This is a genomic window from Elusimicrobiota bacterium (genome assembly GCA_026388155.1).
Classification (GTDB): domain Bacteria; phylum Elusimicrobiota; class Elusimicrobia; order Elusimicrobiales; family UBA9959; genus UBA9634.
Window position 1 is genome coordinate 1 of sequence record JAPLKI010000021.1, and the last position, 14,669, is coordinate 14,669.

The following is a 14,669-nucleotide window of genomic DNA, read 5'->3' on the forward strand; positions in this document are numbered from 1 at the left end:
GACCTCCACCGGGAACGAACGTCTTTTCTTTGGCATATCCGGCTCCTTGGTATTTATCATTATACCACGTCTCCTTTTCGGAGCCGGCCACAACCCTACACAAATAACTGCTCTAACTGTCTACTGCAAGGGCGCACTGCAATCCAGTCTGGTCTGACACGAATACATCACCTAATTCATGCATTGGGGTATTAGTCAGTGGACAACGCCATACTGGCGCGCCCCCACGACCTCCCGCTTCATTTTTGACATCTTTTTCAATCAGAACTACGCCGCTAGGGTTGAGAGCATTGGGAGCGTAGTTAAGTAAGCGATAATCAGTAACCTTCGCCCCTAAATGCTCGGCCGTTTCTTTGAGAGCTCTCACATAGCCGTGATATTTCATGCGAGCCTGAGCTTCAGCTCCTGCAAGTTCAAAAATTGGCTCAAACAAGGCCACTGTGCGACGGGATACACGCATTAATTCGCGAATAGCTTCCTCTTCACGCCCTCCATTAGGCTCAAGCGAATATGAGGTGTATACAACATCAACACTTGCGTCTGCCAATGGAATTTTAAAAAGATCCGCCACGAAAAGCCGTGCGAAGACTTTATTTTCCGATAGCCAGGCAAGACCTTCAGAACAACGTGACCAACTGATATCAAAGCCTAACGCACAATCGGGTGTGTTTGTCAACTGCCTCAATACACCAGCGAAGGTAGTTGCCTCACCACAGCCCACCTCTAGAATTGAGCTCTTCTCGGCTACAAATGGATCAATAATTTTGGCCAACTGATCGCACCATCTTTTATTCGTCTCCGGATTACAGCGGGCATCCGCTGTATAAGTGCCTGCCTGAAGATCATAAGCTATCAGTGTTGCAACTGCTGAGTTGTAGAAAGTCTTGTCCACTTGCCGCGCGTACGCCATAGCATTCTCACCCCGAGCATAGGCCGCTCGCATACCGAGAACTAAATTTCGTAGCTTGTCAGAATCGGACAGAAGTGAGTCTCCATGTTTAGTATTCATTATAATATCCTCTAAAATAAAAACCAAATAATTACTAACCCGTTCCGAATTTTACTTAAGCCAAATCACTATTCTTAAGGCTGCCTATGATATAAGGGTCCAGTTCGCTATTCTCTTTATGCCAGCGTTTATTTCGTTAACATCCGGAATTTCATTTCAGCCAGAGACCAATCTTCCAGTGTATCTATGTCCTGAACTTCAGAAGCCGGGACCTCTATTGGCAGAGTGTTATTGCCAAACAAGGTTCTGTTTTTTAAAAACCGCTCAATATTAAGCCAGTAGAATTGCCCGGCATCATGGTAGTTCAGTTTGAGATCCTGAGAACGGACATCCCGATTTTCCGGATAAAGCATTTGTAGCCTGCCATTTTGTATTTCAAGCGCCCGTTGTATGGGATAATCAAACCGCACAACCGGGACAACGGCGTCTGCAGAAGAGGTTGTCAGAAGTTTATACCCTTTTTTAAGTTTTTCAGCCGTAACAAACGGCGCGGTGGGATAGATGCAACATGCATAATCAAATTTTCGGCCCGACTTAGAATATCCCAGTAGAACTTCCACTATAACATCAGCCGTAGACGCGAAATCACCAGAATTTTTACTGGTTCTTAAAAAAGGCACGATCACTTTTGATTTCCTAGCTATAGCAGCTATTTCTTCATCATCCGTTGAAACCATAACTTCATCAAAGCATCCGGATTTAATGGCAGCGTCAATGGAATACGTTATGATAGGACGCCCAAGAAAGTCTTTTATATTCTTCCGGGGAATCCTTTTGCTGCCACCCCGGGCGGTTATAATTGCAAGTGCGTTATGCATTATCGGACAATATGCCTCCATTGAAGCGGAGTTCCTTTTTTCAGGGTTTGCCTGGCTTTTTTGCCGATTATAGAGCTTAGATACTTAGGCGGCAGACCAAAACCAGGGCGTATTGAACGGATATTCTCGCATGTAAAAGGTTCGTCGGCGCAAATATCCTTTACTGCAAACAATGAACGGGAAAATGTCCGGTTTTTCAGCATTTTTTCTGAAAGCGTATAATTAACTCTACCAAGAGCTATTTCGACATCCCTTATTGACTTCACCATTGTCGCGAACTCATAAGGCTCAAGTGAAAATTCGGCATCCGGCCCGCCCAACTTTCTAGCTAGTATAAAGTGTTTTTCTATTACACGAGCTCCAAGCGCGACTGCGGCAATTGGGAGCGTTATCCCCAAGGAATGGTCCGATAATCCGGCCATCACCTTAAATCTTGCAGCAATATCCGCAATGGTTTTCAGATTCGCTTCATCAATGGGGGCTGGATAGGCTGAAGTACATTTCAGTAAAATAATCTTATTATTCCCCACGCTTCTGCATGTTTTAACTGCTTCACAGATGTCAGTCAAACTCGCTATACCAGTAGAAATTATAACCGGCTTTCTCTTAGAAGCGATATATTTTATCAGCGGGGTATCCCGAATCTCAAAGGATGCCACTTTATATGCCGGGACTTTCATCTTTTCCAAAAAATCAACGGAGCTTTTATCAAAGGGGCTCGAGAACCATATCAACCCCAAAGATTCCGCATATTTTTTAAGTTTCGGCTGCCATTCCCAAGGAGTGTGTGCCTCTTTATATAAATCATACAAGGTGCGACCGTCCCATAAAGTGTCACTCTTAATGCGGAAATACCGATTATGACAATCAATGGTGATCGTGTCGGGAGTATACGTCTGCATTTTTACAGCATCCGCACCCGCCTCTTTCATGGCCTTGATAGTACGAACCGCTTGCTCATACTTTTGATTATGATTAGCTGATAATTCGGCGATTATAAATGTCCGCTTTGTGCCCCAAAAATTAGCGGTCCTGCTCATATATTGCCCCTTGAGAGTGCGTATTTTCTGAAAAGGCGACCCGAAATGCTTTTTTCCCCCGCCGAAACATAACCGACTTTAGTAAACACCTTGGTGGAAACAGAATTTTCCGGATCGATATAGGCAATTATCTCATTTAACGTGGGTCTGGCCGCGAAAACCATGCGTGCGGATGTACTCAATATCTCAGAGGCAAAGCCCTTTCCCCTGAAGGGACCGGCAATACTAAGGCTAACCACCATTTTTCCAGTTTCCATTTGGTACCTGACTTGCGCTGCAAATTCCCCCTTGACTTCCGCCGCGAAAAAGTCATAGGAGGAATCCTTAATTTTTGCGTTGAACCACACCATATGCTCCTGCCAGGTTATCTGCTTTTTATTTATGGAATACTGCCGCACAAATGGTTCGTTAGAGAGTTTAAATATATTATGCATGTCACTTCCCACCACGCGCCGAACAGCGATGGCTGGAGCGTGAGCCTCCGTAAGGTGGCGATAATTCTGCACATCCTCATTAAAATCACGCAGATTCTTCTTTGAATTCTTTTTGGTTTCCAACGTAACCAGAGAGCCGGCAGGGATGAGCGGTAATATTCTATCCCAGGCATAATTACCCGACCCGATATGTTCATGGGTGTCAGTCCCGGAATTCGTGTCCCCATCTGAAACATGGTACATGGCAGGCTTCATGGCTAAAAAACCGCGCAGATAATCATACCAGTCTGCCCCGATATTTTTCGCATAGCTTATTGCATGTCCAATATCCAAACAAAATCCGGTCCCGGCGGTCTCTATTACGAGTTTTATTTCCTCATGGGATCCGCCAATGCACCTAAACCGGCCATCCACGGTTTTATACGGCTTATTCTCAACAAGAACGCGAGGGTCATTTATGACTTTTAGCTGACGGGCGGATTCGCAGATATCTCCTTCCGTGCCAGGATGGAAAATAATATGTGCGGTATTAAGCGCATCAGCAAATGCTAATGTCTCTTTTACAGCAGCCATGTTTGTGTCAAACAGTTCCCGTCGGCCAAGATTAATACCGAAACCTAAATGTGGAGCGTGGACCACAAAAGGAATTTGAAGACCCTTCCACCACACCAGAGTTCTTTCATAACTGGCTGGCACCGGCAACAGCTCAATAAAATCGTATACGCCCTGCTCGTAAAGCACGGCGGCTTCTTTTAAATAGAAATCGTTAATGGAGTAAAGTTTAAGCCCTATCTTATGCATATAGCCAACAATATCCGCACAAAATTTGAAGCCCTTTTCAGATTATAGACTTACGTCAAAGTAATAGAAAGCTATTCCCCGACGATACGATATTTCCATTACTTATACGTTTATCAATGATTATGCCCTGCAATAGGGCGCAATTCTACTAGACCGTGCTTACATAAGCAGTGCGCAATTTGTGTAAGCTCCCACATTGGCACCTCAATCTTATCAGCTATTCCGAGTAGGTCATCCTGCCCATCAGAATATGCCAACAGGTTCATCATACTACGCATCTCTGCTTTGGTTTTTTTAGTACTCAGTGTAGGATATAATCCATATTTGCTTAATTGGGGCTCACATTTAATGGTTGTCACAGGAATACAGTTCTTTTCTATACATTCTATCGCTAGCCGTAATGCCATATAGCCGCCAGCCAACCCAGAAGGTGTTACAAAATTTATATCATCAAATGAAGTGTGATATTCAGGATATTCGCCGTATTTTGAACGCATAATAGAAACCACTGGAAGATCTACACCTGGGCTACAGTACTGCCGTTCGTCACTGCCTCGATCAAGAAAACGAAACCGCTGGAAGCCTGGGGCGATATACTTAAGCACATGAAGAGCCACACGATCAGCAAGTGTATTGCCACGTCTTGAAGGCAGATATGAATAAGCTCGCTCATCACCAATGCAAGTAACCACAAAACCAGAAACAGTTTTCTTCTTCATAACTTCCAGGTTACGGCTGAGATATGAGATTGAACCTATTGTTTCTGGCACAAACACAATTCTATATGTGTACTGTCGATCTGTTAAACTTGATAACCACTGTGCCAATCCTGTTGTTACTACCGGGCCTGAAAGTTCATTGTTTGCCATAGATGGATGACAAATATCGGTTGATATCAGTATCTCACTGCTGCTCTTTCCAGGCAACACTAAATCGCCATAGTTTAATACGCCCGGTTTTAAATCGCTATCAATTACGACACGATATTTCCCGGGCTTGAGCATTTTTTTCTGATGGAAGGTTAGACAAAATCCCCAGTGACGTTTATAATAGGACGTGATATATGGTATCTGCTCAGGTTGTTCAGGAAGTGAGTACAGGTGCGGCTCAAGCTCATTAAGTGTCATCCATTTGTCGATTGGTTCCGAATATCCAACTATATGCAGGTTGTTTGCCTTGAAATTAATGATTTTATTGCCATGCGTATCAATCACGAAGGCATCACGGATTGTCCATTCGTTCGGGACAATCCAATCAAAAACCTTTGTGCCTGTAGGGACTGCATGGATATTAAGATCTGGCAATAATTTTTTTAAATAAATTAAAGTTTCCCGGACTCCAGGGCCAGTTATGCTTCTACAAATCGGGAACAAATGTTTCACCCATTGATGTAATTTGGGACCAATCAAGACATCTTTGTATTTACCACTCATATTAAACCTTTTTGAATGCCAGGCTCATCATGCTCCTCCAAAACGGGAACGCCACTTTGGAACCGAAGAGTTTTAACACAAAATTCAGATGATCCCTAACTATTTTACTATAAGGCGATTTAAAATACGGATATTGGACGCCTCCGCAACTGAATCCCAAATGTCGCATTATGTTTTTCAACATAATGTCTGATGGAATCAGCCAGTTATAATCAGGAGACAGTGCTGGCAATGTGTTCCAAAATTTATAATACAAACTATTTGCGTTTGGCGTTGCTAAAATAAAAAGCCACCCCCCTGTTTTTAGGGTGTTTTTTGCATGCATTAATGATTCAAATGGTTTTGGAAGATGTTGAATAGTTCCACGATATATTACAACATCAAGTGACTCCTTTGTGGTGTATGATGTTACAATCTCAATCCCATTTTTAACAGCAAGCGTTGCAGCATACTGACTGATTTCTATGCCGTATTTTTTTCCTTTCCACCCAATACTGGCAAGGAATTCCCCGGTCGAGCATCCGACATCAAGTATTTTGCCATTGATTGAACAATATTTCTCAATAAATAACTTCTCTTGCTGAAAAGATATCAGTCTTTTTTCATCATTGTTTAATCGATTTCTAAAATAGCTTTTCCCATACAAATCATTTTCACTCATTTATATATTCTCCTCATGTTGGGGGAGAGGTGGGAATCTTGGCTGATATTCTGGCTTCGTCCTGGTTTTTCTTTAAGTAGTCGGCGCTGAACTTGCCCGCCCAAAAAAACTTACTGCTTCGTCTTTGCAGTCAGCATAACGCTCACCTTATTCCCCAGCTTTCCGTAAAAGTCAAGATATTATCGCCAAACACCCGCCCAACCCCCCATTTGCGGAGTGCGGTCAACTAGGCTGTTTTCGTAGTGGTCACTCATATCAAAGTTTTTTTAATGCCAAGATTCTTTACATTTTTAATCACATAAGCAACATCTTCATCGGTCATTCTAGGATACAATGGTAAACTTAGCGCCTTTTGATAATAGTTCTCTGCAATGGGACAATCACCCCAATTATAGCCGAAGTTGCTTTTATAATAAGGCTGAGTATGGACCGGTATGTAGTGAACTTGTGTTGCTATTCCATTTCCCTGTAATCTTTCCATTACTTCTTTTCTTGTGATTCCGAGCTTCTCAAAATCGATTTCCAGTACATATAAATGAAAAGCTGAGCTGCCGGGGTTTTCCTCGTATGGCCTGAGCAACCAATCAATATTTTCAAAAGCTTTGTTATATTTATTTGCAATCTCTCTCCGTCTTTGCACGAAACGATCAAGTTTGTTCAATTGACTAACACCAAGCGCCGATTGCATATCAGTAACACGATAGTTAAACCCCAGGCACTGCATTTCGTAGTACCAAGGGCCCGGATTTTGTGCAAGCAGCGCAGGGTCTTTAGTCATGCCATGATTTCGCAGCATCAGCAATCTTTTATACAGTTTTTCGTTGTTTGTTGTAATCGCGCCGCCCTCGCCGGTAGTAATAGTTTTTACCGGATGAAAGGAAAAAACGGTCATATCCGAATATTTACAGTTCCCCGCCATTGTTCCATCGGCATATTTTGAGCCAATCGCATGGGCGGCGTCTTCAATAACATAAAGATTGTTTTCATCGGCAAGCTTCTTAATGGCAGACATGTCACAGGTCTGACCGGCAAAATGGACAGGGATTATTACGCTGGTTTTTGAGGATATTCTTTTTTGTATATTTTCCGCTGTTATATTATAGGTTCTGGGATTAATATCGGCAAACACCGGCTTGAGATTGTTGTAGATTAAACAATTTGCCGAGGCTAAAAATGTATTTGGGGAAGTAATCCCTTCCCTGTTTTTTTCTATTTCCAGGGAAGTAACCGCCAGGTGCAGGGCGGCAGTAGCATTAGCCACGGCTACACAATATCTAGAGCCCGTAATTTCACATATTTTCTTTTCAAAATTTTCAACAGCCGGCCCCTGTGTCAAAAAATCACTTTTCAACACACCTATAACAGCCTCGATGTCGTCTTTATCAAGCCATTGTTTACCATAAGGAATAAAATCCATTTGATCATATCTCCCGAATTAACTTTTGCATTTGCGCAATAGTCAGCCATTGCGAATTGTTTCCGCTTTGATATTCAAACCCTGCAGGAGCTTTTTTGCCTTCTTTATGAAGATTTCTTGGCGCCCACCAGCCGAAATCCGGCTGGATAATATAATATTTACCGAACTCTATCGTATTTCTGGCGTCATCGGAAGAAATCATCATCTCATGTATTTTTTCGCCGGGCCTGATGCCGATAATTTTTATCGGCAATTTCGGCGCCATTGCTTTTGCCAGATCAACCACCTTCATTGAGGGAATTTTCCGGACAAAAAGCTCCCCGCCGCACATGGTATCCAAGGCAGTTAAAACCATTTCCACCGCCTCTTCCAGTTTTAACCAGAATCTGGTCATTTTTACATCGGTTATCGGCAGTTCTTTTGCGCCTGAGTCAATCAGTTTTTTAAAAACCGGGATTACCGATCCCCTGCTTCCCGCGACATTTCCATATCTGACCACTGAAAATCGGGTCTTATGAGAACCGACATAGGCATTGCCGGCGATAAAGAGCTTGTCCGAACATAACTTTGTGGCCCCATAAAGATTTATAGGGGAGCAAGCCTTATCGGTACTCAAAGCAATAACTTTTTTCACATTACGGTCAATTGCAACCTCAATAATATTTTGAGCGCCATTAATATTTGTTTTAATAGCTTCAAAGGGGTTGTATTCACATGCCGGGACCTGTTTAAGAGCCGCGGCGTGAATAACGACATCAACTGCCTCAAACGCTCTTAACAATCGCTCTTTATCGCGCACATCCCCGATAAAATACCGAATTCGGTGATCATTAAAAGGCGGCTGATGAGCCATTTCAAATTGTTTAAGTTCATCCCGGCTATAAACCACAATCCGCTTGAAATTGGGATATTTCTTAAGAATTGTTTTAATGAACATTTTCCCGAAAGAACCTGTTCCGCCGGTAACCAATATTGATTTTGCATTAAGCATAATGAATATCCTTACATTTCACCCAACTACCACACACAAGAAACAACTTCTTTTTTAACAGGCTGATTTATACCACTGCACAGTCTTTTTCAGGCCGTCTTCAAACCCGGTAATCGCTTTAAACCCGAATTCCCTCTCTGCACGGGAGGTATCCAGCATACGGCGCGGCTGACCATCGGGCTTTGACACATCCCAAACCAGTTTTCCAGTAAAACCGGTATGTTTGGCTATACGCGCGGTTAAGTCTTTTATCGATATTTCAAATCCGGCACCGATGTTTACTGGTTCCGGGGAATTATATTTCTCGGTAGCCAGCACTATGGCTTCGGCACAGTCCTCCACATATAGGAATTCACGGGTGGCTTTGCCGGTGCCCCAGACGGTTATTTCATTAGCGCCGGATTTTACAGCCTCCACGCACTTCTTAATCAGGGCGGGAATTACATGGGAGGAGCCGGGGTTAAAGTTGTCCCCGGGGCCGTAAAGGTTTACCGGCAGGAGAAAAATGGAGTTGAAGCCATACTGCCGGCGGTAGGCCTGGGACTGGACCAGCAGCATTTTTTTGGCCAGGCCGTAGGGGGCGTTGGTTTCTTCGGGGTAGCCGTTCCAGAGGTCTTCTTCTTTAAATGGGACGGGGGCAAATTTAGGGTAGGCGCAGATGGTGCCTAAGGCCACAAACTTCTCCACGCCGGAAAGCCGGGCCTGCTCCATAAGTTGCACGCCCATCATAAGGTTGTCATAAAAGAACTTGCCGGGGTTTTCCCGGTTGGCGCCTATACCGCCAACCTTGGCGGCCAGGTGGATGACGATGTCGGGTTTGGAATCTTTGAAAGCTGCCTCTATATCGGCTGCTTTTGTGAGATCATAGTAAGTGTTAGCGGTTAGTTGTTTGTTGTTGGTCGCTTGGGGGTGAGATGGGGGATTCGTGGGTTCGTGGGGGATGAAAATGCTCTTACAGCCGCGGGCTTGGAGTTTTTCGGTTACAAAGGCTCCCAGGAAGCCGGCGCCGCCGGTTAACATGATTTTTTTTGTAGACAGGGCCATAAAGATTGCTAGACGGCTAGCGGTTCGACCGTCCAGTTGTAAAATTGATTCACTTCTTTTGCAATTTAGAGAACAGCACTCCGATTTTTTCAGCTATTTTTTCCAGTTTCAGGTCTTTTATTAGCTGGCTGAAATCTAAATAACTCTTTGTCTGCTGGATTTTCTTTTTTGTTTCAGGGTCGGCTGTAAGACTTTGGCAATAGCCTTTAAAAAACACAAACACGACTGTTAAAAAAAGAGCGAGAAAAAAGGCGCGAACAACAATTCCTTGTCTCTGCGGTTTAAAGCGCTTTTCCGGGGCCTCCGCTTTTTCCACTATCTGCACAAGGGCGGCGTCTTTAGATTCGTCGATCTTGGCGGCCTCGAACTGCTTCAGAAATATTTCGTAAAGTGCTTCGTTATAGCGGTAATCGCGCATTTTGCGGACATACTCGGTGCCAAGTACGCTCATTTTACCCACTGTGGGAACGGAGTCATCTCCCAGGCTGGTTTTTGATTCCAGTTTCAGCAACTCTTCTTTTAAAGCGGCTGTTTCGGTTTGAAGCCTCTGCATATCCGGGTTTTCAGGGGTAGCGTAAGCTTTCATAACGCGCAATTCCACTTCTTTGCCCGAAACCTCTGCGCGCATCTTGGCAACTGTTTCTATTACTCCCCTGGCTTCCTCGTCGATTTTTATGGTTCCGGTTCTCTGCTGGAAACTTTTCAAGGATTCCTCGGATTGGATAAGGTTTTCTTTGGCGGTTTTCAGCTGCTCTTCAAAAAACAACCGCCTTTGGGAAGCCTCGGTAACCGCAAGGTTATTATTAAAATGCTGGAGGCCCTCAACGAAAGCATTTGCGATGTCGGCGGCCATTTGGGGATTGCGGTGTTCAAAGCCCAGGGTTATTATTCCGCTTTTTATATCGTTACGCACCGTTAATCCGTTCACAAGAAGCTTCCGCATATTTTCCCGGGATTTAAGCTTGTAAGATTTCATCAAGTCCAGTTTCTCCGTGACGAAATCTGTCACCCCCCGGGTTTTAAGAAGCGCGATATACAGCTCGTTGGTGTTTTTTACTCCGAAAGCAGCCGGGGACATACCAAGCCCGCCCAACTGAGAAGCCATTATGGAGGCCATTGAGGAGTTGCCGCTCTGAGGCGGCAGGACTTTGGTTTCGGAAAGGTATGAAGGGGGGACAAGAAGAGAAAAAACAGCGGCGGCAAAGGTGACGGCGAGGGTGGTTTTAATAATAAATTCTTTGTGTTTAAGGAGAACGATGAGGTAGTTGAATAAGTTGATTTCTATTTCGTCTTCTTGGTGTGGAATTTGATTGTTATCCATAAAGTTGCCTTCAATTGGGTCTGAGGGTCGCAGGGTCTGAGAGTCGAAGAGTCATAGGATTCTTGATGACTGGGAATTATTCAGATACTTGATGAAGTTTTGGGATTGGCGGCTTATTTCATCTGACATTTCATATGTTTTATCAAAAGCAGCCTTGCTTATGTAGTCTAAGTCCAGTGCTACATAGAGTTGGCTTTGAACCTCCGCTATGGAACCGTGCGCGATATGCAGAAAATTAGCAAACGCTTTGTCGCTTCTCCTTGCAAATCCCTCGGCAATATTGGACATTACTGAAATTGCCGCTCTTCGTATCTGGCTCTTAAGGTCAAAGTCCCGTTTAAATCCCTCGTTTTCCGAGGTTACATGATAAATAAGCATAACAAGCTCACGGGACTTCTTCCAAACCAGGATATCCTCGAACCTCTCGATCTTGGTTTCCATTTTGTCGTTAACTTGGCCTTAGGGGCTTGGGGTCGTAGAGTTATTGACGCTTAGACTCTCAGACTCCCCGACTCCTAGACGTCTTACGATATCCTTATTATATAAATTATGGACGGGGATAGTGAAGTGTAACTTTTGATAAAGAGAGGGACAGATGAGAGGAATTAGAATCGGGTTTTAAGGGCGGTGACTATTTCAGGGGCTGATTTTATTTCAGCCAGAGGGATCGGACGCTCCAATCCAATGTATAGGTCATATCAAGTTCCCCCGGGCGGAGGCCTACAACAGTTTTAATGTCGGCCCGGTCTCTTGGCCTGTTGGCAAAAGCTTTCATTATTAGCAGGTCCTCGGAGGAGCAGGCAGACCCGCGCACCTCATGCGCATAGACAACGCCGGAAGTTGTATGCGGCCCCCATTGGGATTTTCCCGCTTCCCCTGGATCCACCCAGTCAGAGAGCATTATATGCGCTTCAAAGTTATTTGGAAAAATATTTTTCGGGTTCAAATTATGAACTCATGCAACTTCTTTATACACGTTTTCATAATTTCTGGTCATTGCGGCTATGGTCCATTCCTGAGTTTTCTGTTTGGCTATTAAAGCACGGGCTTTTGCGGCTTCCGTATTACGCAATGCCTGTAAAATCGTGTCGGCCGTTTGCTGAATGTTGGCCGGGTCCACAAACAGCGCGCAACTTTCATCAAGAATTTCACGGTGCGCGGGGATATCCGAGAGTGTCAGCGGACAACCGCACATCAGGGCTTCCATAACCGCGTTGGGGCATCCCTCATACGCACTGAGCGACACAAAAATCGAAGCTTTCTTCATTAGCGCCCAAACCGCGGCGGCCGGTAAATGACCCGTAAAACAGACATCCGCGTCAAGTCCCAGCTTGTGTCTTAATGCTTCCAATTCGGAACGCTGGGGCCCCTCCCCGCACAAAACACCCAGCACTTCTTGTTTCAGCTTGATGCGGCCCAATGCTTCTAAAAACACTTTCGCATTTTTGAGCGCTACCAGCCTGCCGACATAAAGCGCGATGGGGGCGCGCGGCATGACCAATCCGGGCAGCACGATATAACGCCGACTGTTTGGGCGCTGGATCTTCCAATATTCGTCTCCGCCCCGAGAAACAGATACAATGGCACTCGCGCCAGCTCCTATCCAAACCCTCAAACGGTGTTTCCAGGTCGGAGTAAGATAGGCCAACGGGTGAGTCGGCTCACGAAGTATCCAAGGGATTCCATTCATTCTTGCCGCGATTCCGCCCAGAATATCCATTTGTAAGATCCACGTGTGGATAATGTCCGGCTTGATGTTTCGGATAAGCCGAATCAGTTGCCAGAGTAAATATGGGTCGTAATTGGACCGTGATTTTAGCCGATGACGCACCACGCCTGGCAATTCCGGCTCGCAAGGGCCTCCCGTGGAATATGCGATATGAACCTCATGCCCCATCCGCGCCAACTCGGGCACTAGATAACTAAGCTGCCGCTCCGCTCCGCCGCCGCTGAGACAAGGGATAAAGTGAAGTATGCGCATACCCGGTTAAAACCCTCTCAAAACCATGTGCACTAACGCAGGAACCAAACAACCAAACTGCCGTTCAGCTCCCCTGTTGGAAAGATTAGGGAGAAGATGCATAATTTTCATGCGCTTACGCCCCATCTTGCGCCGCTGAAAGTTTTAGGATTGACAAAACCAGTTCCTTTTCTTCACGGTTTACCGCTTTAAAATAGGCCACAGCGCAGTAAACCAAACTGATCAAACCTGAGGAGATGATAAGCCCTGTCCATGATTGCGGCATTATGGTTTCATTAATTACAACGCACGCCGACCAAACCAAAACTGTTCCGGCAACCCCTCCCGCAAGTGGTTTTAAAAAAACTGTTTTATCTATGCCAAGTATCATGGCTGCGTATATCGGGGTAAACATCACATTTTTCAGCGTAAGCATAAGAGCTCCGGCCAGCGCCACGCCGTAAACGCCCAAGGGGGTGAATTTGCCCAGAATCAGGGCCAGACCGACCATCATCCCCCCGCCGGCGAGATTAACCAAACCGGGAACCCTGACTTTATTGGCCGCTGTCTGTATTGAAAGCAATGGAGATACAGCGAGGTTTATGCTTAGATGGGCGCACATTATAGCCAATAGAACGGAGTATTTGGCGAATTCAGGTCCAAGCCAAAGTTTTAAAATAGAACCTCCAAAGCCGCAGATAAGGCCTATGGGTAAAGCCATCCCTAAACCAAGAAACTTGAGGGATTTTTTGCACAACAAAAGCATCTTGTCCCGGTGGCCACGCGCAAACAGAATAAGAACCATGGGAGAAAACACCCCCGAAAAAACCTCGGCCATGGCCCGCAAAAGCACCGGCCATCGCATAAGCGCCCCATATTTTCCTGTAATTTCAGAGCCAAAAAGCAGATTAACGATTATTATATCTGCATTTAAAAAAAGTAAAACTCCTGCCCGGTTTATTGTAAGCCACCCGCTCATCCGGGTAATCTGCCCCAGTTTTTTAAAATCAAATTTTTTGATATTCAATTCAAGAAACGGGGCAAGTTCCCTCCAGGCCATAACGCTCAGGGCAAGCGCGGTCAAAGCACCAAACATAAAGGCTACTCCCACCCAACGAACCGCAGCCCCACACAGGGTAAAAAGAATAATTACAGGCAACGTGCGGGCCACAAGGGCTGATATAATAATCAGGTTTTGAATATCAAGCCGATTAAAGACATAAGCGGAAACAGAGAAATTGGCCGATATTATCCCTATCAGAAAACTCAACATTGAGAAAAAGAAAAGCCATCGGACCCCGCCCTCAACATTTGCAGGCATATTGAAAATCTGCGGGGCATACCATGCCAAAACCGCAACCGCAGGAAGAAGAGCAAGCGTCAATACTGTAACCGAAAAAAAGGCCGTGTTGAAAACGCGGTTTGCCGAACCAATATCATTCTTATGTATGTCAATAACCAGGTACCGCAAAACAGCTCCGTTTAGCGACATGGTTGCAATGCTTAAATATGCGGTAATAGAAACGGCAAGCGGGATAAGCCCATAAGCGCCAATCCCGAGATGGCGTATATAGTATGGCACCATTAAAAGACCAACCGCTATCTTAAAAAGAAAAGAAACCACATTAGCGGCCATGTTAGCCGGGAATTGCCTGCGGAAACCTCTGGTTTCTTTATTCATTGACTAAAAGATTCGTGGCGGACAATACCTATTTCTGTTTTAAAAGGCGTTGCACAAAG

14 protein-coding genes are annotated in these 14,669 nt (G+C 44.9%); 1 reads left to right on the forward strand and 13 read right to left on the reverse strand.

Going from position 1 to position 14,669, the window contains the following annotated elements:
* Positions 1 to 112: 112 nt before the first annotated feature.
* The 13 genes from NTX59_09610 to NTX59_09670 form a co-directional block, all read right to left on the reverse strand.
* Positions 113 to 1,009, reverse strand: a complete 897-nt coding sequence (locus NTX59_09610; protein MCX5785931.1) for a class I SAM-dependent methyltransferase — start codon at positions 1,007 to 1,009, stop codon at positions 113 to 115.
* A gap of 128 nt (positions 1,010 to 1,137) precedes the next feature.
* Positions 1,138 to 1,827 (reverse strand): pseudaminic acid cytidylyltransferase, encoded by a 690-nt coding sequence (gene pseF / locus NTX59_09615; protein ID MCX5785932.1) that lies wholly within the window; start codon positions 1,825 to 1,827, stop codon positions 1,138 to 1,140.
* Positions 1,827 to 2,867 carry a pseudaminic acid synthase gene (gene pseI, locus NTX59_09620; protein MCX5785933.1) on the reverse strand — a complete coding sequence of 347 codons (1,041 nt, stop codon included), beginning with the start codon at positions 2,865 to 2,867 and terminating at the stop codon, positions 1,827 to 1,829. The genes pseF and pseI overlap by 1 nt, the downstream gene beginning before the upstream one ends.
* On the reverse strand, positions 2,864 to 4,102 hold the full coding sequence (locus NTX59_09625) for a GNAT family N-acetyltransferase (GenBank protein MCX5785934.1): 1,239 nt from the start codon (positions 4,100 to 4,102) through the stop codon (positions 2,864 to 2,866). Before NTX59_09625 ends, pseI begins: the two co-directional genes overlap by 4 nt.
* A gap of 113 nt (positions 4,103 to 4,215) precedes the next feature.
* On the reverse strand, positions 4,216 to 5,535 hold the full coding sequence (locus NTX59_09630) for a DUF4910 domain-containing protein (GenBank protein ID MCX5785935.1): 1,320 nt from the start codon (positions 5,533 to 5,535) through the stop codon (positions 4,216 to 4,218).
* Between the two features lies 1 nt (position 5,536).
* Positions 5,537 to 6,196, reverse strand: coding sequence for a methyltransferase domain-containing protein (locus NTX59_09635; protein MCX5785936.1), 660 nt, complete (start codon positions 6,194 to 6,196; stop codon positions 5,537 to 5,539).
* 250 nt (positions 6,197 to 6,446) lie between these two features.
* Positions 6,447 to 7,613: a UDP-4-amino-4,6-dideoxy-N-acetyl-beta-L-altrosamine transaminase gene (pseC, locus tag NTX59_09640; protein ID MCX5785937.1), complete on the reverse strand. Its 1,167-nt coding sequence runs from the start codon at positions 7,611 to 7,613 to the stop codon at positions 6,447 to 6,449.
* A 4-nt stretch (positions 7,614 to 7,617) separates the two neighbouring features.
* Positions 7,618 to 8,604 carry a UDP-N-acetylglucosamine 4,6-dehydratase (inverting) gene (gene pseB, locus NTX59_09645; GenBank protein MCX5785938.1) on the reverse strand — a complete coding sequence of 329 codons (987 nt, stop codon included), beginning with the start codon at positions 8,602 to 8,604 and terminating at the stop codon, positions 7,618 to 7,620.
* Positions 8,605 to 8,658: 54 nt separating this feature from the next.
* On the reverse strand, positions 8,659 to 9,648 hold the full coding sequence (locus tag NTX59_09650) for a GDP-L-fucose synthase (GenBank protein MCX5785939.1): 990 nt from the start codon (positions 9,646 to 9,648) through the stop codon (positions 8,659 to 8,661).
* Between the two features lie 49 nt (positions 9,649 to 9,697).
* Positions 9,698 to 10,969 (reverse strand): Wzz/FepE/Etk N-terminal domain-containing protein, encoded by a 1,272-nt coding sequence (locus NTX59_09655; protein MCX5785940.1) that lies wholly within the window; start codon positions 10,967 to 10,969, stop codon positions 9,698 to 9,700.
* 51 nt (positions 10,970 to 11,020) lie between these two features.
* Entirely contained in the window at positions 11,021 to 11,410 is a 390-nt protein-coding gene (locus NTX59_09660) for a four helix bundle protein (protein ID MCX5785941.1), read from the reverse strand.
* 514 nt (positions 11,411 to 11,924) lie between these two features.
* Positions 11,925 to 12,950: a glycosyltransferase gene (locus NTX59_09665; protein ID MCX5785942.1), complete on the reverse strand. Its 1,026-nt coding sequence runs from the start codon at positions 12,948 to 12,950 to the stop codon at positions 11,925 to 11,927.
* 115 nt (positions 12,951 to 13,065) lie between these two features.
* Positions 13,066 to 14,025, reverse strand: coding sequence for a hypothetical protein (locus tag NTX59_09670; protein ID MCX5785943.1), 960 nt, complete (start codon positions 14,023 to 14,025; stop codon positions 13,066 to 13,068).
* A gap of 142 nt (positions 14,026 to 14,167) precedes the next feature.
* Between NTX59_09670 and NTX59_09675 the strand changes: the two genes are divergently transcribed.
* Positions 14,168 to 14,476, forward strand: coding sequence for a hypothetical protein (locus NTX59_09675; GenBank protein MCX5785944.1), 309 nt, complete (start codon positions 14,168 to 14,170; stop codon positions 14,474 to 14,476).
* The last annotated feature ends 193 nt before the right edge of the window (positions 14,477 to 14,669 follow it).

Excerpts from the sequence above, each read along its gene's own strand:
- NTX59_09610 (MCX5785931.1), bottom strand. The coding sequence starts at position 1,009 with ATGAATACTAAACATGGAGACTCACTTCTGTCCGATTCTGACAAGCTA.
- pseF (MCX5785932.1), bottom strand. The coding sequence starts at position 1,827 with ATGCATAACGCACTTGCAATTATAACCGCCCGGGGTGGCAGCAAAAGG.
- pseI (MCX5785933.1), bottom strand. The coding sequence starts at position 2,867 with ATGAGCAGGACCGCTAATTTTTGGGGCACAAAGCGGACATTTATAATC.
- NTX59_09625 (MCX5785934.1), bottom strand. The coding sequence starts at position 4,102 with ATGCATAAGATAGGGCTTAAACTTTACTCCATTAACGATTTCTATTTA.
- NTX59_09630 (MCX5785935.1), bottom strand. The coding sequence starts at position 5,535 with ATGAGTGGTAAATACAAAGATGTCTTGATTGGTCCCAAATTACATCAA.
- NTX59_09635 (MCX5785936.1), bottom strand. The coding sequence starts at position 6,196 with ATGAGTGAAAATGATTTGTATGGGAAAAGCTATTTTAGAAATCGATTA.
- pseC (MCX5785937.1), bottom strand. The coding sequence starts at position 7,613 with ATGGATTTTATTCCTTATGGTAAACAATGGCTTGATAAAGACGACATC.
- pseB (MCX5785938.1), bottom strand. The coding sequence starts at position 8,604 with ATGCTTAATGCAAAATCAATATTGGTTACCGGCGGAACAGGTTCTTTC.
- NTX59_09650 (MCX5785939.1), bottom strand. The coding sequence starts at position 9,648 with ATGGCCCTGTCTACAAAAAAAATCATGTTAACCGGCGGCGCCGGCTTC.
- NTX59_09655 (MCX5785940.1), bottom strand. The coding sequence starts at position 10,969 with ATGGATAACAATCAAATTCCACACCAAGAAGACGAAATAGAAATCAAC.
- NTX59_09660 (MCX5785941.1), bottom strand. The coding sequence starts at position 11,410 with ATGGAAACCAAGATCGAGAGGTTCGAGGATATCCTGGTTTGGAAGAAG.
- NTX59_09665 (MCX5785942.1), bottom strand. The coding sequence starts at position 12,950 with ATGCGCATACTTCACTTTATCCCTTGTCTCAGCGGCGGCGGAGCGGAG.
- NTX59_09670 (MCX5785943.1), bottom strand. The coding sequence starts at position 14,025 with ATGTTTGGTGCTTTGACCGCGCTTGCCCTGAGCGTTATGGCCTGGAGG.